This is a genomic window from Luteimonas sp. TWI662, from assembly GCF_039673825.1.
In the GTDB taxonomy this organism is placed as follows: domain Bacteria; phylum Pseudomonadota; class Gammaproteobacteria; order Xanthomonadales; family Xanthomonadaceae; genus Luteimonas.
In genome coordinates this window covers 36,100-52,453 of record NZ_JBDJMI010000022.1, presented here as the reverse complement: position 1 = coordinate 52,453, position 16,354 = coordinate 36,100, and the positions used below count along the sequence as shown (strand labels likewise).

19 protein-coding genes and 1 riboswitch are annotated in these 16,354 nt (G+C 69.4%); of the genes, 12 read left to right on the top strand and 7 right to left on the bottom strand.

Going from position 1 to position 16,354, the window contains the following annotated elements:
• Both ABE488_RS14180 and ABE488_RS14175 read right to left on the bottom strand, forming a co-directional pair.
• Positions 1-1,179, bottom strand: a complete 1,179-nt coding sequence (locus tag ABE488_RS14180) for a poly(R)-hydroxyalkanoic acid synthase subunit PhaE (protein ID WP_346449035.1) — start codon at positions 1,177-1,179, stop codon at positions 1-3.
• Between the two features lie 93 nt (positions 1,180-1,272).
• Positions 1,273-1,893, bottom strand: coding sequence for a CDP-alcohol phosphatidyltransferase family protein (locus ABE488_RS14175; RefSeq protein WP_346444965.1), 621 nt, complete (start codon positions 1,891-1,893; stop codon positions 1,273-1,275).
• Positions 1,894-2,014: 121 nt separating this feature from the next.
• On the opposite strand from ABE488_RS14175, the gene ABE488_RS14170 reads away from it, so the two are divergent.
• Genes ABE488_RS14170 through ABE488_RS14145 form a run of 6 tightly spaced genes read left to right on the top strand, consistent with a single transcriptional unit; the run spans position 2,015 to position 5,236 of the window.
• Positions 2,015-2,866 (top strand): SPFH domain-containing protein, encoded by an 852-nt coding sequence (locus ABE488_RS14170; RefSeq protein ID WP_346444967.1) that lies wholly within the window; start codon positions 2,015-2,017, stop codon positions 2,864-2,866.
• Positions 2,866-3,204: a hypothetical protein gene (locus ABE488_RS14165; RefSeq protein ID WP_346444969.1), complete on the top strand. Its 339-nt coding sequence runs from the start codon at positions 2,866-2,868 to the stop codon at positions 3,202-3,204. Before ABE488_RS14170 ends, ABE488_RS14165 begins: the two co-directional genes overlap by 1 nt.
• On the top strand, positions 3,201-3,398 hold the full coding sequence (locus ABE488_RS14160) for an Arc family DNA binding domain-containing protein (RefSeq protein ID WP_346444971.1): 198 nt from the start codon (positions 3,201-3,203) through the stop codon (positions 3,396-3,398). Before ABE488_RS14165 ends, ABE488_RS14160 begins: the two co-directional genes overlap by 4 nt.
• The gene (locus ABE488_RS14155; RefSeq protein ID WP_346444973.1) at positions 3,391-3,567 is read left to right on the top strand and encodes a DUF4177 domain-containing protein; all 177 of its coding nucleotides are present in this window, start codon (positions 3,391-3,393) and stop codon (positions 3,565-3,567) included. The genes ABE488_RS14160 and ABE488_RS14155 overlap by 8 nt, the downstream gene beginning before the upstream one ends.
• Positions 3,564-4,385 (top strand): CPBP family intramembrane glutamic endopeptidase, encoded by an 822-nt coding sequence (locus tag ABE488_RS14150; protein ID WP_346444975.1) that lies wholly within the window; start codon positions 3,564-3,566, stop codon positions 4,383-4,385. The genes ABE488_RS14155 and ABE488_RS14150 overlap by 4 nt, the downstream gene beginning before the upstream one ends.
• Positions 4,386-4,441: 56 nt before the next feature.
• Positions 4,442-5,236, top strand: a complete 795-nt coding sequence (locus tag ABE488_RS14145; RefSeq protein ID WP_346444976.1) for a M15 family metallopeptidase — start codon at positions 4,442-4,444, stop codon at positions 5,234-5,236.
• 25 nt (positions 5,237-5,261) lie between these two features.
• Here ABE488_RS14145 and ABE488_RS14140 read toward each other — a convergent pair whose 3' ends face one another.
• The 4 genes from ABE488_RS14140 to ABE488_RS14125 form a co-directional block, all read right to left on the bottom strand.
• The gene (locus tag ABE488_RS14140; RefSeq protein ID WP_346444978.1) at positions 5,262-5,630 is read right to left on the bottom strand and encodes a DUF423 domain-containing protein; all 369 of its coding nucleotides are present in this window, start codon (positions 5,628-5,630) and stop codon (positions 5,262-5,264) included.
• 115 nt (positions 5,631-5,745) lie between these two features.
• Entirely contained in the window at positions 5,746-6,912 is a 1,167-nt protein-coding gene (locus ABE488_RS14135; RefSeq protein ID WP_346444980.1) for an SRPBCC family protein, read from the bottom strand.
• A gap of 241 nt (positions 6,913-7,153) precedes the next feature.
• Positions 7,154-7,795 carry a response regulator transcription factor gene (locus ABE488_RS14130; protein WP_337246030.1) on the bottom strand — a complete coding sequence of 214 codons (642 nt, stop codon included), beginning with the start codon at positions 7,793-7,795 and terminating at the stop codon, positions 7,154-7,156.
• Positions 7,796-7,818: 23 nt separating this feature from the next.
• Positions 7,819-9,033: a histidine kinase gene (locus tag ABE488_RS14125; RefSeq protein WP_346444982.1), complete on the bottom strand. Its 1,215-nt coding sequence runs from the start codon at positions 9,031-9,033 to the stop codon at positions 7,819-7,821.
• 179 nt (positions 9,034-9,212) lie between these two features.
• Between ABE488_RS14125 and ABE488_RS14120 the strand changes: the two genes are divergently transcribed.
• The 6 genes from ABE488_RS14120 to ABE488_RS14095 all read left to right on the top strand — a co-directional run bounded on the left by ABE488_RS14120 (position 9,213) and on the right by ABE488_RS14095 (position 14,332).
• Positions 9,213-9,800 (top strand): GNAT family N-acetyltransferase, encoded by a 588-nt coding sequence (locus ABE488_RS14120; RefSeq protein WP_346444984.1) that lies wholly within the window; start codon positions 9,213-9,215, stop codon positions 9,798-9,800.
• Positions 9,800-10,585: a septum site-determining protein MinC gene (gene minC, locus ABE488_RS14115; protein WP_346444985.1), complete on the top strand. Its 786-nt coding sequence runs from the start codon at positions 9,800-9,802 to the stop codon at positions 10,583-10,585. Before ABE488_RS14120 ends, minC begins: the two co-directional genes overlap by 1 nt.
• 26 nt (positions 10,586-10,611) lie before the next feature.
• Positions 10,612-11,421, top strand: coding sequence for a septum site-determining protein MinD (gene minD, locus ABE488_RS14110; RefSeq protein WP_346444987.1), 810 nt, complete (start codon positions 10,612-10,614; stop codon positions 11,419-11,421).
• Between the two features lie 2 nt (positions 11,422-11,423).
• A complete protein-coding gene (gene minE / locus ABE488_RS14105; protein WP_346444989.1) occupies positions 11,424-11,687 on the top strand; it encodes a cell division topological specificity factor MinE in 264 nt (87 codons plus the stop codon).
• A 6-nt stretch (positions 11,688-11,693) separates the two neighbouring features.
• The gene (locus ABE488_RS14100; protein ID WP_346449034.1) at positions 11,694-12,221 is read left to right on the top strand and encodes a hypothetical protein; all 528 of its coding nucleotides are present in this window, start codon (positions 11,694-11,696) and stop codon (positions 12,219-12,221) included.
• Positions 12,222-12,331: 110 nt separating this feature from the next.
• Positions 12,332-14,332: a M2 family metallopeptidase gene (locus tag ABE488_RS14095; RefSeq protein ID WP_346444993.1), complete on the top strand. Its 2,001-nt coding sequence runs from the start codon at positions 12,332-12,334 to the stop codon at positions 14,330-14,332.
• A gap of 220 nt (positions 14,333-14,552) precedes the next feature.
• On the opposite strand, the gene ABE488_RS14090 is transcribed toward ABE488_RS14095, so the two are convergent.
• Positions 14,553-15,797, bottom strand: a complete 1,245-nt coding sequence (locus ABE488_RS14090; protein ID WP_346449032.1) for a multidrug effflux MFS transporter — start codon at positions 15,795-15,797, stop codon at positions 14,553-14,555.
• A gap of 385 nt (positions 15,798-16,182) precedes the next feature.
• Positions 16,183-16,278: riboswitch (glycine riboswitch) on the top strand.
• The last annotated feature ends 76 nt before the right edge of the window (positions 16,279-16,354 follow it).

The window sequence follows — 16,354 nt, the reverse complement described above, 5'->3', positions numbered from 1 at the left end:
TCAGCGCTTCCGGGTCCGCGGCTTGGCGGACGTCAGCGGTGCGGGCGCCTGCGGGATCGTCGCCGACAAGTGCTTGGCCTTGGCCGCACGCTTGGCGGGCGCACGCTTTGCGCCCTGGCGCTGCGCCGCGGCGGTCTTCCTCGCAGCCTGCCGCGGCGCGGTCTTGGCGGCCGCCTTCTTCGGCACGCGGCTTGGCCGTGCAGGCTTCTCGGGCTCCTGACTGGACCCGGCTGACGGCGCGGTGCGCGCCGCCTCGACGTCATCGAGGCGATCGCGCATCCGGCGCACGGTCCGCTCCAGATCGGCGATCTTGCGGTGCGCGCCGTCGAGTTCGCTGCGCGTCGGCAGGTCGAGCAACCGACAGGCCTGCTCGACCTCGCGCTGCAGCGCCTGGCGCAGGCGCATCTGCCCGGCGACCATCTGCGCATAGGCGCTGCGGAACCCCGGCGACAATGCGACTTCGGCGTAGGCCTCTTCGGCGGCCTCGACCCACAGATCGAACAAAGCCCGTGGCGACTCGATCGTCACCGCCTCGGCATCGAGGTTGGACAGTCGGCGCTCGAAGCGTGCGAACGCGGCCTGCGAGGCCTGCAACAGCAGGCCCTGGTAGGCCTGCTGCGTCCTGGGATACTCGGCGAACGCGTGGAGCAGCGCCTGCCAGCGCAACTGGTGCTCGCGCAATGGCCCCAACGCGGGCCTGGGCCCGTCAGCGGACCCATCGCCGCGCAGGGCATCGACCAGCGGCTGCAGCGCCCGCAGCCAGCCATCCCAGCCCTCGACGCCGGTGCCGCCCAGCCCACCGAACATCTGTGCGAACGGATTGGCCGCATCGCCGCCCAGCGCGTCGCGCCAGGTGCGTGCCACGGTCTCGGGCGACGGCTGCTGGCCGGCGAACCCCTCGGCCACGCGCTGCATCCGCGTCCACCAGTCACCTGCCTGCCGGTTGAAGCGCTGCAACACGTCCTCGATGCCGGCCTTGCCGCTCGGCGACGACGGCATCCAGGCCTCGAACATCGCCTGCCAGGGCGCGGTCGGCCGGGCGGCCGCGTCGTTCGGGAAGCCGGGCGCAGCGCCGGGCATCGTGCGTTGCAATGCGGCCTGCCAGGCATCCCAGTAGCGGCGCGCGAGCCGCTCGAGTTCCTCGCCCGGCGCTGCCGGGTCCCACGCACTGTTGGCCATCGTTCGCTCCCGCCGCGATGGCCCGATCATAGCAACAGCGGCGGCGCGCCCGGCGCCCTTGCACGCCCCATCTCGAGCCGCCACGAAGCTGCCCTAAGGCTTGGGAATGCGCAGCGTCTTGCTGATCATCAGCGACCCCGACAGCGCGAACATCAGCACCAGCGGGTGCAGCGACCAGGGGCCGAGCCGAACGTCGCCCAGCCACAGCGCATCGCCGATCCGGCCCTGCGATGCGGCGATTGCGAGCACCACGACCAGCAGCAGGCTGCTGGGGATCGGCGTGCCCTCGAAGAACTTCACTTTGTCGCCGCCATCGGCCAGGGTCTCAGCGGTGACGTTGTAACGGGCCAGCCGGCTGACGCCGCAGCCGACGAAGAAACTGAGCACGATCCAGTCCCAGCCGCCCTGCATGCCGCAGGCATAGGCCAGCGCCGCTGGTGCCAGGCCGAACGAGATCACGTCGGCCAGCGAATCGAGCTCGCGCCCCAGCGTGGAGGCAACCTTGCGCCAGCGCGCGATGCGGCCGTCGAGCGCATCGAACACGAACGCCAATGGAATCAGCGCCATCCCGATCATCAGATCGCGCACGCCGCCGTCCTGGAGGAACCGCATTGCCGCAAACACCGCGCCGGTACCGCAGAACGCGTTGGCCAGCGTGAACCAGTCGGCCAGATGGAAGTCGCGCAGCATCGAGAAATGACGAGGGCGGTGCATCGGGGCTCCAGGGCTGGGGGGCATCCGCATCGTGCCGCGGCGGCAGGCAGGCGCATGTGAGCGCCGCTTGACAGAATGATATCGCATCGATATCACTTGGCGAACTCTTGGGAGATGCCGCATGAAAGAGAATCCGATCCGCTCCTTCCCCGGCATCCCGGTGGTGGGCCTGCAACTGGTCGCGATCGCCGCCTGCGCCTGGATGATGCTCAACACCGGCGGCGCCCTACCCGTGCTTGCGGTCGTGGCCGCGCTACTGATCGCGTTCTCCGCGCTCGGCCTGTACATGGTCGAGCCCAACCAGGCCGCCGTGCTGAGCCTGTTCGGCCGCTATGTCGGCACCGCCAAGGACAACGGGCTGCGCTGGAACAACCCGTTCCTGACCAAGAAGAAGGTGTCCTTGCGCGTGCGCAACTTCGAGAGCGGTCGGCTGAAGGTCAACGAGCTCGACGGCAGCCCGATCGAGATCGCGGCGGTGATCGTCTGGCGCGTGGTCGACTCGGCCGAAGCGGTGTTCAACGTCGACAACTACGAGAGCTTCGTGCACATCCAGTCCGAAGCCGCGTTGCGCGCGATGGCCACCAGCTATCCCTACGACCAGCACGAGGACGGGCAGATCTCGCTGCGCAGCCACCCGGTCGAGATCTCCGACCGGCTCAAGGAACATCTCGACGAGCGCCTGGCGGCGGCAGGCGTGGAGGTGCTCGAAGCGCGGATCAGCCACCTGGCCTACGCGCCGGAGATCGCCCACGCGATGCTGCAGCGCCAGCAGGCCAACGCGGTGATCGCGGCGCGCACGCGGATCGTCGCCGGCGCGGTGGGCATGGTCGAAATGGCGCTGTCGGAGCTGCAGAAGAGCGGCGTGGTCCAACTCGACGAGGAGCGGCGCGCGGCAATGGTCAGCAACCTGCTGGTCGTGCTGTGCGCCGACCGCGGCACCCAGCCGGTGGTCAACGCCGGCTCGCTGTACTGATGGCGGCCCATCATGTCGTCGCGCTGGTGTTCGCGGTCTTCGCGCTGCCGGCGTTCGTGTTCGCGCGCTGGCTCGGCGATGGCCGGCTGCCGCTGGCCGGCGACAGTCGCATGACGGTCCGCGACAAGGCGTTGCTCGACAGCCGACTGGCGCGGCTGATGCGGATGGTCGGCGTGGCCACGCTGGCCACCGCGGCCGGTATCGCACTGTGGGGCGACGACGACCGCCGATTGTCGATCCTGGCGGTGGTCATGGTGCTCGTGGTCAACGGGCTGGCGATCGCCTTCGTCTACACCGTTGCCCGCAGCAAGCGGCGCGCGCGTGGCGGGCGCGGGTGAGCGCCCGCAAGGCCTATCCGCTGCGGATCGATGCCACGGTGCTGGCCGCAGTGCAGCGCTGGGCCGATGATGAACTGCGCAGCGTGAACGCGCAGATCGAATACGTATTGCGCGACGCGCTGCGCCGGTCCGGCCGGCTGCCGGCCCCCGGGCACCCCGATCGCACGCCATCCAAGGGAGATTCGCATGAGTGAGCGCTGGCAGTACAAAGTGCAGGAGATCAAGCCGGGCATGTTCGGCCTCAAGACCGAGACGGTCGAAGCCGAACTGCAGGCGCTCGGCCAGCAGGGCTGGGAGCTGGTCGATGTCGTGCAAGCAGCACCGTGGCAACCGATGATGTTGTTCCTGAAGCGCCGGACATGAGCGCCGCCGCAGCACCCCGCGTCCGTCAGGACCTGCGCGTGGCGGTCGCGCTTGCCGCGGCCGCGGCGCTGTCGACGGTCGCGGTGTTCCCGTACCTGATGCAGCTCGCCCCCGGACAGATCGAGGCGTTGCCGGTGTCGCTGCCGGCACTGATCGCGATCCAGGCGATGCAGATGTTCGTGCTCGCCGCGCTGTTGGCGTGGGCCGGATTGCGCATGGGGCATCGCGTCGGGCTGGGCGCACCGCTGCTGCAACGCTGGCTCAACCGCCATGGTCAGGCGCGACTGGCGCCGCTGCAGCCCTGGCGCGCCGCCGGCCTGGGCGCTGCCGCAGCGGTGGTCGTGCTGGTCTTGTCCGCCCTGCTCGACCCGCTGCTGCTGCCGCCGGCCAAGGTCGCGATGCAGGACATCGACGGCGCGCGCAGCGCGGCATACGGGCTGCTCGCCTCGTTCTACGGCGGCATCGTCGAGGAACTGCAACTGCGGCTGTTTCTGATGACCCTGCTGGCCTGGGCTGTCACCTGGCTGCTGCGACGCGGCCGCGGGTATGACGGCGGCTTGCCGCCCGCCGCAGCGTGGATCGCGATCCTGGGCGCGGCGCTGCTGTTCGGCGCCGGTCACCTGCCGGCGGCCGCCGCCGTCTGGGAGCTCGATGCCGGGGTGGTCGCGCGCACAGTGCTGCTCAACGCGCTCGCCGGCATCGCGTTCGGCTGGCTGTACTGGACGCGCGGCCTGGAGATGGCGATCGTGGCGCACTTCACGGCCGATCTGGTGCTGCACGTGCTGATGCCGCTGCTGATGCCACACACGGTGCTGTAAACGCCACTGCCCGCGGGCGTCGTGCGTGGCCGGCGCCCGGCCGGTAAGCTGGGGCGATGCGTCGACCGCCCGCCGCCCTTCTGGTCAACACCCCGGACATCGAACTGTGGCCAGCCACCTTGCTGCGTGCGCGCGCCAATCGCGATGCCCGCGTGCTGGTGCGCGCGTCGTGGGTGCTGCGGCGCAAACGCGACGGCCGCTATCTGGCCGCGCTGCTGCCCGAAGGGCTGATGCCGCTGCTGCCCGAGTGGCGTCGCAGCCCCGGGCTCGATGCGGCACTTGGCCTGCTCGACACGTCCCCGTCCGCGATCCCGTCCACCCCGGCCGACACGCTGCCGGTCGCGCGGCTGCAGGGGCGGCTCGACGGCCTGGGCATCGAGGCGCAGGCCTACGCGGCCCGCACCGGCCTGTCGCTGGTGCCCGAGCCTGCCTGGCTGGCCTTCGCCGGCGTGGACCGCTACCGCCGGCCGCTGTGGCTCCAAGCCACGGCCGCTCGCGCCTGGGCGCGGATGCGCGAGGCCGCGCGAGGCGACGGCATCGTGCTGGAGGCAATTTCCGGCTACCGCAGCCACGACTACCAGCTTGGCATCTTCGAGCGCAAGCGCGCCCGCGGCCTCGACGTGGACACCATCCTCGAGGTCAACGCCGCCCCCGGCTACAGCGAGCACCATTCGGGCCGCGCGCTCGACATCGGCACGCCTGGCGAGCCCAGCGCGGAGACCTCGTTCGAGGCGACGCCGGCATTTGCCTGGCTGACGCACCATGCCGGTGACCACGGCTTTGCGATGAGCTACCCGCAGGGCAATCCCCACGGCATCGTCTACGAGCCGTGGCACTGGCGCCACGGCTGAGCCGCTCGAAGGCGGCGGCGCGGCCTCAGCGTCGCGGTGTGCGCAATGCCGAGATGGCGTAGAGCAGCCACCCGAACATCGTCAGCCCGCCGCCCCAGGGCGCGAACGCCGACGGGCCACCGAGCAGATGGCGCGAGACGACGGCACCTGCGAACAGCAAGGTGCCGCCCAGCAGCGCCAGCAAGGCCAGTTTCGCCATCGGATCGCACAGGCCCCGCGACAGCGCGGCCAGGGCGACGCCGTGACCGAACGCGAACACCGCGGCCGACTGCAGCGCCGCGCGCGCATCGCCTTCCATCCCGTGGCTGGCATAGGCCGCCAGTGCGACTGCCACCCCGGCCAGCAGTGCCCCAGCCGCGGCCAGGCCCGATGCATTTCCTTCGTATCTGCGCAAGACACTCCCCCCTGTCCTGGGGCACCGTGACGATGCCCGGTTTCCCAACGCAACACGCCGCATCCAATGGATGCGGCGTGCGCGTGATCCTGTGTCGCGGTACGAAGACCGCCGCTTACGGCTGCTGGCGCAAGGTCCAGAAGACTTCGAACTCGCCGTTCTCGGTGAACGCGGACTCGATACCGTTGCGGTAGGACTCGTACGGACGATCGGTGACTTCGTAGCCCTGGGTCAGCGCCCAGGCGCGCACGGCGTTGCGGACGTTGTCCAGCTCGGCCATGAAGCCCTTGTAGTTGGCCTTGGCGACGCGGCCGCGCGGCAGGTGCACGTACTTCACCGGGCCCAGCAGCTCGAGATCGGACAGCTCGGCGGCGTCGGTGGCCGGGGCCTCCGGTGCTGCGGCGACCTGTGCGTCAGCCTCGCCTTCGCCTTCACCCTCGGCGGCAGCGGCGGGCGCGGCCGGGCCGGTGCCCTTGGCGCGGACCGGCAGCGCGATGTCGAAGGTATAGGTCTCGCGGCCCAGTTCGGTGGTGATGATGCGCAGCGGGCCGGCGGCTTCCAGATCGTTGGCCGCGATCGTGCGGTTGATCCACTCCAGGTTGGCCTTCATCGAATCCTGGATGACCTGGTTGTTGCGCTCCACCGCGCCGGCGCTGACGACCAGCAGGTTCTCGGCCGGACGGTTGACCGCCGCCAGATCCGACAGCGAGCTGCCTTCGACCCGGTAATCGACGTTGGGCACGGCGGCCAGCAGGTTGCTCATCTGGCCCAGCCCCAGCTTCATGTCGTCGCCGACGTTGCGGCTGACGTACAGGCCGGCAAAGCGACCGAGCAGATCCCAGCCGTAATCGACGTTGTAGGTCTGGGTGATCTCGATGTTGCGGTTGTTGCGGCCGGTGGGCTTCAACGTGAAGGTCATCTTCTTGTTGTCGCCGCGCTGCGGGTTCTCGACCGCGTAGACCACGCGCTTGTCGGCGTCGGACTCGGTGATCTCCCAGTGGCCCTGGCCGATGCGCTTGTCCTTGGAGGTGTAGTCGACGCGGGCGCCGACGCCGGCATCCGGGCCGGAGAGCTTGAGCTGGACGGCGGGGTCGTAACGCGGGATCGGCGACCAGTCCTTGAAGCGACGGACGCTATTGATCGTGTCGAACACGATCGACTGCCGACGGTTGGTCTCGACAGATTCGGTCAACGTGCGGCTGGACGGGAGCAGCACGGCCACCACCAGGAACAGCACGGCAACGATGACGCAAGAGATCAGCAGTTCGAGCAGACGGGTCATTCAGGGTTCTCCAGGACCAATTCCGGCCTGAGGCGGCACAGACCGGCAATCGTAGCAAGATTGTATTGCCGCGGGCGAGCGATGTTGCGAGTGAATCGACGGTCGTAAGCGCGGCTTCGCGCCGGGCTCGGCAGCTGCCATGCGCGGCGCGGCAGGCAGCGCACGACACCGGTGTCGTCCAGGCGCCGCCGGGCCGGCGTTTGACGCCCCACGCCGCCGGCGTGATGGCCCCCGCCTCCGCTCAGACCAGTTGCAGCTCGAAGGCCTTGAGCACGGCCCGGGTGCGGTCGCGCACGCCCAGCTTGGACAGAATGTTGGACACGTGATTCTTGATCGTGCCCTCGGCCACGCCCAGCGAGTTGGCGATCTCCTTGTTGGAGAAGCCGCCGGCCATCAGCCGCAGGATCTCGGTCTCCCGGTCGGTCAGCGGATCGGGCCGGTCGAGGCTGACGAACTCGTTGCGCATCTGCTCCAGGCCGGTCAGCAGGCGCTGGGTCACGGCCGGCTGCACCAGCGAACCACCGTCGGCGACCGTGCGGATCGCACCGACCAGTTGCTCGAGCGACACGTCCTTGAGCAGGTAGCCCTTGGCGCCGGCCTTCAGGCCGGCCAGTACCAGTTGGTCGTCATCGAAGGTGGTCAGGATGATCGTCGGCGGCAGCGCGTCGGCGCGCGCCAGCGACTGCAGCGCCTCGAGTCCGGACATCGCCGGCATGCGCATGTCCATCAGCACCACGTCGGGTTTGAGGCCGGGGATCAGGTCGACCGCCTGGCGGCCATCGGCGGCCTCGCCGACGACCTCGATGCCGCCGTCGAGCGCGAGCAGCGAGCGGATGCCCTGGCGGACTAGGGTCTGGTCGTCGACCAGGCAGACTCGGATCATGGGGCCTCCCAACGGATGCGGGCTCACGGCGGCGGGGCCGCAGCCGTGCGGGGTGCAGCATCGCGCAGGCGGGCGTCGTCCGCCAGCGGCAATTCCAGGTGCAGCACGAAGCCGCTGCCCGGCGCGGTCTCGACCTGCAGGGCGCCCCCATAGGCGGCCAGCCGCTCGCGCATGCCGGTCAGGCCGTTGCCGGCGCGGGCGACGTCGGCGCCGCGGCCGTCGTCGCGGGCATCGAGCCGGATCGCGCCGGCGTCCTGCACGTAGCGCAGGCGCAGCAGACTGGCGCCCGAATGGCGCACGGCATTGGTGATGATCTCCTGGGTGCAGCGCAGCAGCACGTGCGCGCGCTCAGGATCGTCGACCAGGAACTGTTGCGGCATCTGCATGTCGATCCGCAGGCTCGGCACGTTCTCGGCCAGCGGCAGCAGCGTGGCGCGCATGTCGATGGCATCGTCGTCGCGCAGTTGGCTGACCGCCTCGCGCACGTCGCTGAGCAGTAGCTTGGCCAGCGTCTGCGCCTGGCCGACGTGTTCCTGCGCCTGGCCGCTGGCCAGATGGCTGGCGATCTCCAGGTTCAGGCTCAGCGCCGTCAGGTGGTGGCCCAGCAGATCGTGCAGCTCGCGCGAGATGCGTGTGCGCTCGTTGACGCGCACGCTCTCGGCGAGCAGCGCACGGGTCGCGCGCAGCTCGGCGTTGAGCCGGCGCTGCTCCTCCCGGGCCTGCGCCTGTTGCCGCGCGACCAGGCCGGTCACGAACGCAAAGCCGGTGAAGCCCACGTACAGCGCGGCCTGCAGCACCGCCTCGGCCCAGGTGAAGTCGAAGCCGCGCACATAGACCGGCACGATCACGAACTCGCAGGCCACCAGCAGCGCCACCCCGACCCACAGCGGCAACAGCCACGGCAGCACGCAGGCGACGACCATCAGCAGGATGCTGCCCAGGCCACTCTGGCTGTAGTAGCTGATCGCGATCGCACTGCCGGCCAGCACCAGCACCAGCAGCCGATCGAAGACGCCGATGCGGCGCTCGCCCAGGCCGCGCGTGAGCCAGGCGTAGCTGGTGCCAAAGACCGCCCAGGCCAGCCAGGAGCGCCAACTGTCGAGCCAGAGCCGCGACCCGCCCTCGACCAGTTGGTCGGCCGGCGCCAGCGACAGCATCAGCAACGGCAGGCCGATCACCGCCCAGGTGAACAGGCCGGCGACGCGCAGCAGGCGGTTGTGGTTCAGGGCACGGATCATGCGCCATGGTAGGCGCGCACCGGACCTCGCGCAGAGGGCCTGAAGTCATGCCGGCGCCCGTGCCATGCCTCGCCCACGCGCAACGGGCATGCAATAATCCGCCCTTGCGACGCATTGCGGCCAAAATTGCCGTCTGCGGTCGATTCGTGTGTCTGTCGTCGTCTCACATGGAGTCTGGAATGTCGATCGTCGTCCGCGACGTGCATGCGCACGAGCTGGATTCCATCCTCGAACTCAACAATGCCGCTGGCCCGTCGATCCTGCCGCTGGATGCCGCCCGCCTCCGCCGTCTGCACGACACCGCCGAGTACTTCCGCGTCGCCGAGCGCGACGAGGCCATGGTGGGCTTTCTGATCGGCTTCGGCTCGGGCAGCGGCCACGACAGCAGCAACTACGCCTGGTTCGGCGCGCACTATCCCGAATTCTTCTACATCGACCGCATCGTGGTCGCCAGCCGCCGCCGCGGCGGCGGCGTCGGGCGGGCGTTCTATGCCGACGTGCAGAGCTACGCCGAGGTCCGCTACCCGCTGTTGACCTGCGAGGTGTTCGTCGAGCACGACAACGATCCGGTCCGTCTGTTCCACGGCGGTTTCGGCTTCCGCGAGGTCGGCCAGCACGTCATGCCCGGCACCGATCTGCGCGCCTCGATGCTGGTCAAGGACATGTGCAGCTACCCGTGGGTGCGCGACACCTACGGTGGCCGGCTGCCCGACACCGCCTGGCTCAGGCCCAGGCAGTTACCCGCCCGCGCAGGGGCGGCAGCCTGATGGCCGGCCAGCCCGCGCCCGCGCCGGCAGCCGATTTCGAACCGGCCGGCGAACTGAAGATCGGCCAGGTCGGCATCGCCAACCTGCGCATCCGCACGCTCGACGTCGCCCGGCTGGGCGAGGAGATGCGCAGCCGCGTGACCCGCGCGCCCAAGCTGTTCGAGCGGGCGGCGGTGATCCTCGACTTCGGCGGCCTGCCCGCGACCCCGGACCCGGCGACCGCACAGGCACTGATCGACGCGCTGCGCGAGGCCGGCGCGCTGCCGGTCGCACTGGCCTGGGGCAGCAGCGACAACGCCCTGCTCGCGCAGGCGCTCGGCCTGCCGCTGCTGTCGAAGTTCCGCGCCCAGTACGAGAACGCGGACACAGCTGCCGTGCCCGCCCCGGCGCCTGCGCGCGCAGCGCCCGCCCCTGCGGCGCCGGCGCCTGCGCCTGCACCGCCCCAGGCGGCCGCCGAACCGGGCCTGATGCAGACCTCGGCGGTGCGCTCGGGCCAGCAGGTCTACGCCCGCAACCGCGACCTGACGGTGATGTCGCAGGTCGGTGCCGGCGCCGAGGTCATCGCCGACGGTTCGATCCACATCTACGGCCCGCTGCGCGGTCGCGCACTGGCCGGCGCCCAGGGCAACCGCAATGCCCGCATCTTCTGCCGCAGCTTCCATGCCGAACTGGTGGCCGTGGCGGGGCAGTACAAGGTGCTGGAAGATATCCCACGAGAACTCCACGGCAAGGCCGTCCAGGTCTGGCTGGAGCATGAAGAACTGAAGATCGCCGCACTCGAGTGACGGCGGCACACCCCAGGAGACGTGTTTTGGCTGAAATCATCGTAGTCACATCGGGCAAGGGCGGGGTCGGCAAGACCACCACCAGCGCCAGCATCGCCAGCGGCCTGGCCCGGCAGGGCAAGCGCACCGCGGTCGTCGACTTCGACGTCGGCCTGCGCAATCTCGACCTGATCATGGGCTGCGAGCGCCGCGTGGTGTACGACCTGGTCAACGTCGTCCAGGGCGAGGCCTCGCTCAAGCAGGCGATGATCAAGGACAAGCGTTTCGACAACCTCTATGTGCTCGCCGCCTCGCAGACCCGCGACAAGGACGCGCTGACCAAAGAGGGCGTGGAACGGGTGCTCAAGGAGCTCGCCGACGACGGCTTCGACTTCGTGATCTGCGACTCGCCGGCCGGCATCGAGAAAGGCGCCTTCCTCGCGATGTACTTCGCTGACCGCGCGATCGTGGTGGTCAACCCCGAGGTCTCCTCGGTGCGCGACTCCGATCGCGTCATCGGCCTGCTCCAGTCCAAGACCCGGCGCGCCGAGTCGGGCGAGCGCGTGCAGGAACACCTGCTGCTCACCCGCTACAGCCCGGTCCGGGTGGAAAGCGGCGAGATGCTGTCGATCGCCGACGTCGAAGAGGTGCTGGGGCTCAAGACCATCGGGGTGATCCCCGAATCGGGCGACGTGCTCAACGCGTCCAACAAGGGCGAGCCGGTGATCCTCGATGCTCAGTCGATTGCCGGCCAGGCCTACGACGACGCGGTCGCGCGACTGCTCGGCCAGGAGCGCCCGCTGCGCTTCACCACCACGGAGAAGAAGGGCTTCTTCAGCAAGCTGTTCGGAGGTTGATGATGGCCCTGTTCGATTTCCTCAAGCCCAAGAAGAACACTGCGACGATCGCCAAGGATCGCCTGCGGATCATCGTCGCCCAGGAGCGGACCAACCGCGACGCCCCCGACTATCTGCCACTGCTGCAGCGCGAGTTGCTCGAGGTGATCCGCAAGTACGTCAGCATCGACGTCGAGGCGGTCAAGGTGGACCTGGTCAAGGACGGCGACAACGACGTGCTCGACATCTCGGTCGCCCTGCCCGACGAGCGCATCACGCCGGCCTGAGCCGACATGCCCTCGCCCTCAGTCGGCTCGGCGACGTCCACTGCGGCGCCGCACGCCGCCGCCGCGCCCGTGCTGCGTCTGGCCGACATCGGCTTCGAGGCCCCGACCGCCCTGTTGCGGGGCTATGGGCTGCGGCTGCATCGCATCGCCCCGGGGCTGCCGATTCCCGGCAGCTACTGGGGCGAGAGCGAGGCGGGCATCATCGGCTGCGACGTGCATGCGCGCGACGACACGCCGGTGCACTCGTTGTTGCACGAGGCCTGCCACTTGATCGTGCTGCCGTCCGAGCGCCGCGCGACGGTGCATACCGACGCCACCGATTCGGTCGAGGAGGAGGATGCGGCCTGCTATCTGCAGATCCTGCTCGCCCAGGCGCTGCCCGGCGTCGGCAGCGCACGCTTGATGGCCGATATGGACGCGTGGGGTTACACCTTCCGGCTGGGCTCGGCCCAGGCCTGGTTCGAGCGCGACGCCGAGGATGCGCGCGCGTGGCTGGCCGCACGCGGCCTGTTACCGGCGCCCGTTTCGGGCTGAATAGGCCTGCGGCAACGCCGCCACACCGCGTTGCCGGCCGTGCCGCCTGACTTGCGGCCCCGCAACCGGCGCACTAGCCTCCCGGTTCCTTCTGTACACCGGATGCCGTCGTGACCCATCGCCATGCCCTGCTCGCCCTCGCGGTCGCCGCGAGCCTGACGCTCGCCGGCTGTAACCGCTCCCCCTCGCCCGAGGCCACGACGCCGGCTGCATCCACAGCGCCCGAGGGCGAGACGGCCGACCAGTTCATCGCACGCGTGAACGACGAGATGCGCACGCTGATGCCGGAACTGACCGCCTCACAGTGGCTGTCGGCGACCTACATCAACGACGACAGCCAACTGCTGGCGGCCAAGTACAACGAGCGCTACCTCGCCCAACTCAACAGCTGGATCGAGCAGTCGCGCAAGTTCGAAGGCCAGCAGATGTCGCCCGAGACCGCACGCGCCATCAACCTGCTCAAACTCGGCGCTTCGATGCCGCCGCCGCGCAATCCCGAACACCTTGCGGAGCTGACCAAGATCGCCTCGAAGATGGAAGGCACCTACGGCGCCGGCCAGTACTGCACCGGCGAAGGCGAGGCGCGCAGCTGCCGCCAGCTCGGCCAGCTCGAGGACGTGCTGCGCAACAGCCGCGACTACGATGCGCAGCTCGACGCCTGGCAGGGCTGGCACACGATCGCCCAGCCGATGCGCGGCGACTACACGCGCTTCGTCGAACTGGTCAACGAAGGCGCGCGCGACCTGGGCTTCGCCGATGCCGGCGAGGCCTGGCGCTCGGGTTACGACATGCCGCCGGCCGAACTGGCCGCCGAGACCGACCGCCTCTGGGGCCAGGTCAAGCCGCTGTACGAACAGCTGCACTGCTACGCGCGCGGCCGGCTGGAAGCCCGGTATCCGGGTCGCGGCACGGTCGACGGCGGCCTGCTGCCGGCACACCTGCTGGGCAATATGTGGCAACAGGACTGGGGCAACCTCTGGGACGTGCTGCAGCCCTACCCCGACGCCGGCGATCTCGACATCACCGGTGCGCTGGAGAAGAACTACCAGGCGCTGCTCAACGAGCGGATGGTCAAGGAGAACGCGCTGATCGATTCCGACCGCCGCGCCGACATCGCGCACGCCGCCCAGGTCGACAACGCCAAGCGCATGAACGAGCGCGCGCAGGACTTCTACGTCTCGCTCGGCATGCCCAAGCTGCCCGACAGCTACTGGGCCAAGACGCAGTTCATCAAGCCGCGCGACCGCGACGTGGTCTGCCATGCCAGCGCCTGGGACATGGGCGGCAAGATCGACGGCCAGCCGGACGTGCGCACCAAGATGTGCACCAAGCCGAACGAGGAAGACTTCACGACGATCTACCACGAGCTCGGTCACGTCTACTACTACCTCGCCTACAACGGCCGCCCGCCGCTGTTCCAGAGCGGTGCGCACGACGGCTTCCACGAAGCGATCGGCGACACGATCGTGCTGGCGATGACGCCCAAGTACCTGCAGTCGATCGGTCTGGTCGGCGAACAGCGGCAGTCGCAGGAATCGCTGGTCAACTCGCAGATGCGCATGGCGCTGGCGAAGGTGTCGTTCCTGCCGTTCGGGCTGATGATCGACCGTTGGCGCTGGGGCGTGTTCGACGGCTCGATCACGCCCGACAACTACAACGCCGCATGGTGGTCGCTCAAGGCGCAGTATCAGGGCGTGGCACCGGCGACGCCGCGCGGCGAGGACTTCTTCGATGCCGGCGCCAAGTACCACGTGCCGGGCAACACGCCCTACACGCGCTACTTCCTCTCGCACGTGCTGCAGTTCCAGTTCTACAAGGCGCTGTGCGATGCATCGGGGCACACCGGCCCGCTGTACGAGTGCAGCTTCTACGGCAACAAGGCGGCCGGCGAGAAGTTCTGGGCCATGCTCGAAAAGGGCAACAGCCAGCCCTGGCAGCAGACGCTCAAGGAACTGACCGGCGGCGAGACGATGGACGCAGCGCCCGTGCTTGAATACTTCGCGCCGCTGCAGACCTGGCTCGAGCAGCAGAACGAAGGCCGCAGCTGCGGCTGGAGCGCACCGGCGGCCGCGCAGTCCCCTGCTCCGGTCGCGACGCCTGCACGGAGCTGAGCGACCTGCGAAGTACCGCGGCCTGTCTGCGGGATGCGCGCTTTAGTTCGGACAGGCCCGCCTGCCGACCAGTCGCCGCGCCTCCCTCAGTCGGGCCGCTTCGCGGCCCGCCCACACGCCCCCGGACCAGCCCCCGGCCCCCAACGGACCGTAACAAACCGGGGGTCAGCGTCCAATTTCGCCTCGCGAAATTGCACTCTGACCCCGGTTTTGATCCCTGCTACAGCGGTTCGGTCGGCGGCATCGGGGCAACCTCGCGCGCGGGGGTTGAAGGCGGTGCGCCACGCGCCAGCTCGGCGCGCCAGAACAGCCAGCCGACGCACATGAAACCCGCCGAGGTCAGCGCGAGCACGCGCGGATGATGGCTGACCAGCGGTGAGAGCACACCCGCAGCGATCGCATTGAGGACCAGGACGACGAACGCCTGCATCGACGACGCCGACCCGCGCTGGCGGGGATACATGTCCAGCACCGCGAGCGCCAGGATCGGAGACACCAGCGCGATGCCGAAGGAATTGAGCATGATCGGCAGCATCGCCCACGGCACCGCAGGCTGGTCGACCAGCAGATTGTAGCCGAGATTGGCGACCATCGCCACGCCACTGCACGCAAAGCCGATGTTCGCCAGCCGCGGGCCGCTGATCCGTCCTGCGGCCCGGCCCGACAGCCAGGCACCGAGCATCATGCCGGTGATCATCGGGATGAAGAACCAGCCGAACTGGCGCTCGTTGAGGCGCAGCACGTCGACCACGAACACCGGCGTCGAAGCGATGTACAGGAACAGCGCCGAGAAATTGAACGCGCCCGCCCCAGCGATGCGCTGGAACCTGCGGTTGGCGACAATCGCTGCATAGCCGCGCAACAGGCGGAGCGGCGCCGGTGAGATCCGCGCCGACGCCGGATGGGTCTCCGGCAGCCTCAGCCAGCACACCACCAGCAGAAACAGCGAGAACGCGACCAGGAACCAGAAGATCAGCGGCCAGCGCCCCCAGCCGAGCAGCCAGCCGCCGATCACCGGGGCGATCGCCGGGGCGATGGCGAAGATCATCGACACCTGGCTCATCAGCCGCTGCGCATCGTCGCCATGCAGCACGTCGCGGATCACTGCGCGCCCGACGATCAGACCCACGCCCGCCGACAGCCCCTGCAACGCACGGAACGCCAGCAGCGCGCCGAGACTGGTCGACAGTGCGCAACCGATCGAGGCGACCACAAACACCGCCAATCCGCCCAGGATCACCCGCCGCCGCCCGAGTGCGTCCGACAGCGGTCCGTGCACGACGCTCATCAGCGCGTAGGCCACTAGGTACACCGAGATGGTCTGCTGCATCGCGGTCGCATCCGCGCCCAGGTCCGCACCGATCGCCGGGAACGCCGGGAAGATGGTGTCGATCGAGAACGGGCCGAACATCGCCAGCCCGGCCAGCAGCAGGGTCAACAGGCGAATCGGGACTTGCGGGGACATTGACGAGGTCATGGCCATCGTCGGCGGCCCCCGGATGGGCAAACGCACATAGGTGGGAGGTTCGAGAACGGCCGCGCAGCATAGCAACGCGCCCCCGGTCGTCGGGCCGGACGCAGCGTTCCCGGCAAGACCCTCGGCCGCTTGGCGGCGACACGGGCGTGCGGCCAGGCCAGCCGGACCTGGCCGAAGCCCGAGCATCGATCGCCCGCGCGGGCGTCGCGCGCCCCGCATGCGCACACACGCCGGTCCCCGCGCGCTGCTGGCCAAGGCGGCGGCGCGCAGTCACGGTATAATCGACGCGCTGCAACCAACCGGTGGGAGAAGCGGGTCCGCCCCGCTGCCGAAGGCGCAACGCCCGTAATCGCTCAGGCCCACGTACCGCCGGCGGGAAAACTCTGGAGAGACCGGTTCGATCCGGCGCCGAAGGTGCATGGGGACGCGTCACCCCCGAACTCTCAGGCAAAAGGACAGAGGGGCACGAGGAAGGCCGGCGCCTTCCGTCGCCGCATGCCGTCCCGGGCGCGGCGCGGCATCCGTCGGCCCGCCGCCCCTGCCGC

Bases quoted from the DNA above. Each gene is read 5' to 3' on its own strand.
- minC (WP_346444985.1), top strand. From the start codon at position 9,800: ATGGCCGGCCAGCCCGCGCCCGCGCCGGCAGCCGATTTCGAACCGGCC.
- ABE488_RS14125 (WP_346444982.1), bottom strand. From the start codon at position 9,033: ATGATCCGTGCCCTGAACCACAACCGCCTGCTGCGCGTCGCCGGCCTG.
- ABE488_RS14135 (WP_346444980.1), bottom strand. From the start codon at position 6,912: ATGACCCGTCTGCTCGAACTGCTGATCTCTTGCGTCATCGTTGCCGTG.
- ABE488_RS14090 (WP_346449032.1), bottom strand. From the start codon at position 15,797: ATGTCCCCGCAAGTCCCGATTCGCCTGTTGACCCTGCTGCTGGCCGGG.
- ABE488_RS14130 (WP_337246030.1), bottom strand. From the start codon at position 7,795: ATGATCCGAGTCTGCCTGGTCGACGACCAGACCCTAGTCCGCCAGGGC.
- ABE488_RS14175 (WP_346444965.1), bottom strand. From the start codon at position 1,893: ATGCACCGCCCTCGTCATTTCTCGATGCTGCGCGACTTCCATCTGGCC.
- ABE488_RS14180 (WP_346449035.1), bottom strand. From the start codon at position 1,179: ATGGCCAACAGTGCGTGGGACCCGGCAGCGCCGGGCGAGGAACTCGAG.
- ABE488_RS14165 (WP_346444969.1), top strand. From the start codon at position 2,866: ATGGCGGCCCATCATGTCGTCGCGCTGGTGTTCGCGGTCTTCGCGCTG.
- ABE488_RS14150 (WP_346444975.1), top strand. From the start codon at position 3,564: ATGAGCGCCGCCGCAGCACCCCGCGTCCGTCAGGACCTGCGCGTGGCG.
- ABE488_RS14120 (WP_346444984.1), top strand. From the start codon at position 9,213: ATGTCGATCGTCGTCCGCGACGTGCATGCGCACGAGCTGGATTCCATC.
- ABE488_RS14155 (WP_346444973.1), top strand. From the start codon at position 3,391: ATGAGTGAGCGCTGGCAGTACAAAGTGCAGGAGATCAAGCCGGGCATG.
- ABE488_RS14170 (WP_346444967.1), top strand. From the start codon at position 2,015: ATGAAAGAGAATCCGATCCGCTCCTTCCCCGGCATCCCGGTGGTGGGC.
- minE (WP_346444989.1), top strand. From the start codon at position 11,424: ATGGCCCTGTTCGATTTCCTCAAGCCCAAGAAGAACACTGCGACGATC.
- ABE488_RS14100 (WP_346449034.1), top strand. From the start codon at position 11,694: ATGCCCTCGCCCTCAGTCGGCTCGGCGACGTCCACTGCGGCGCCGCAC.
- ABE488_RS14145 (WP_346444976.1), top strand. From the start codon at position 4,442: ATGCGTCGACCGCCCGCCGCCCTTCTGGTCAACACCCCGGACATCGAA.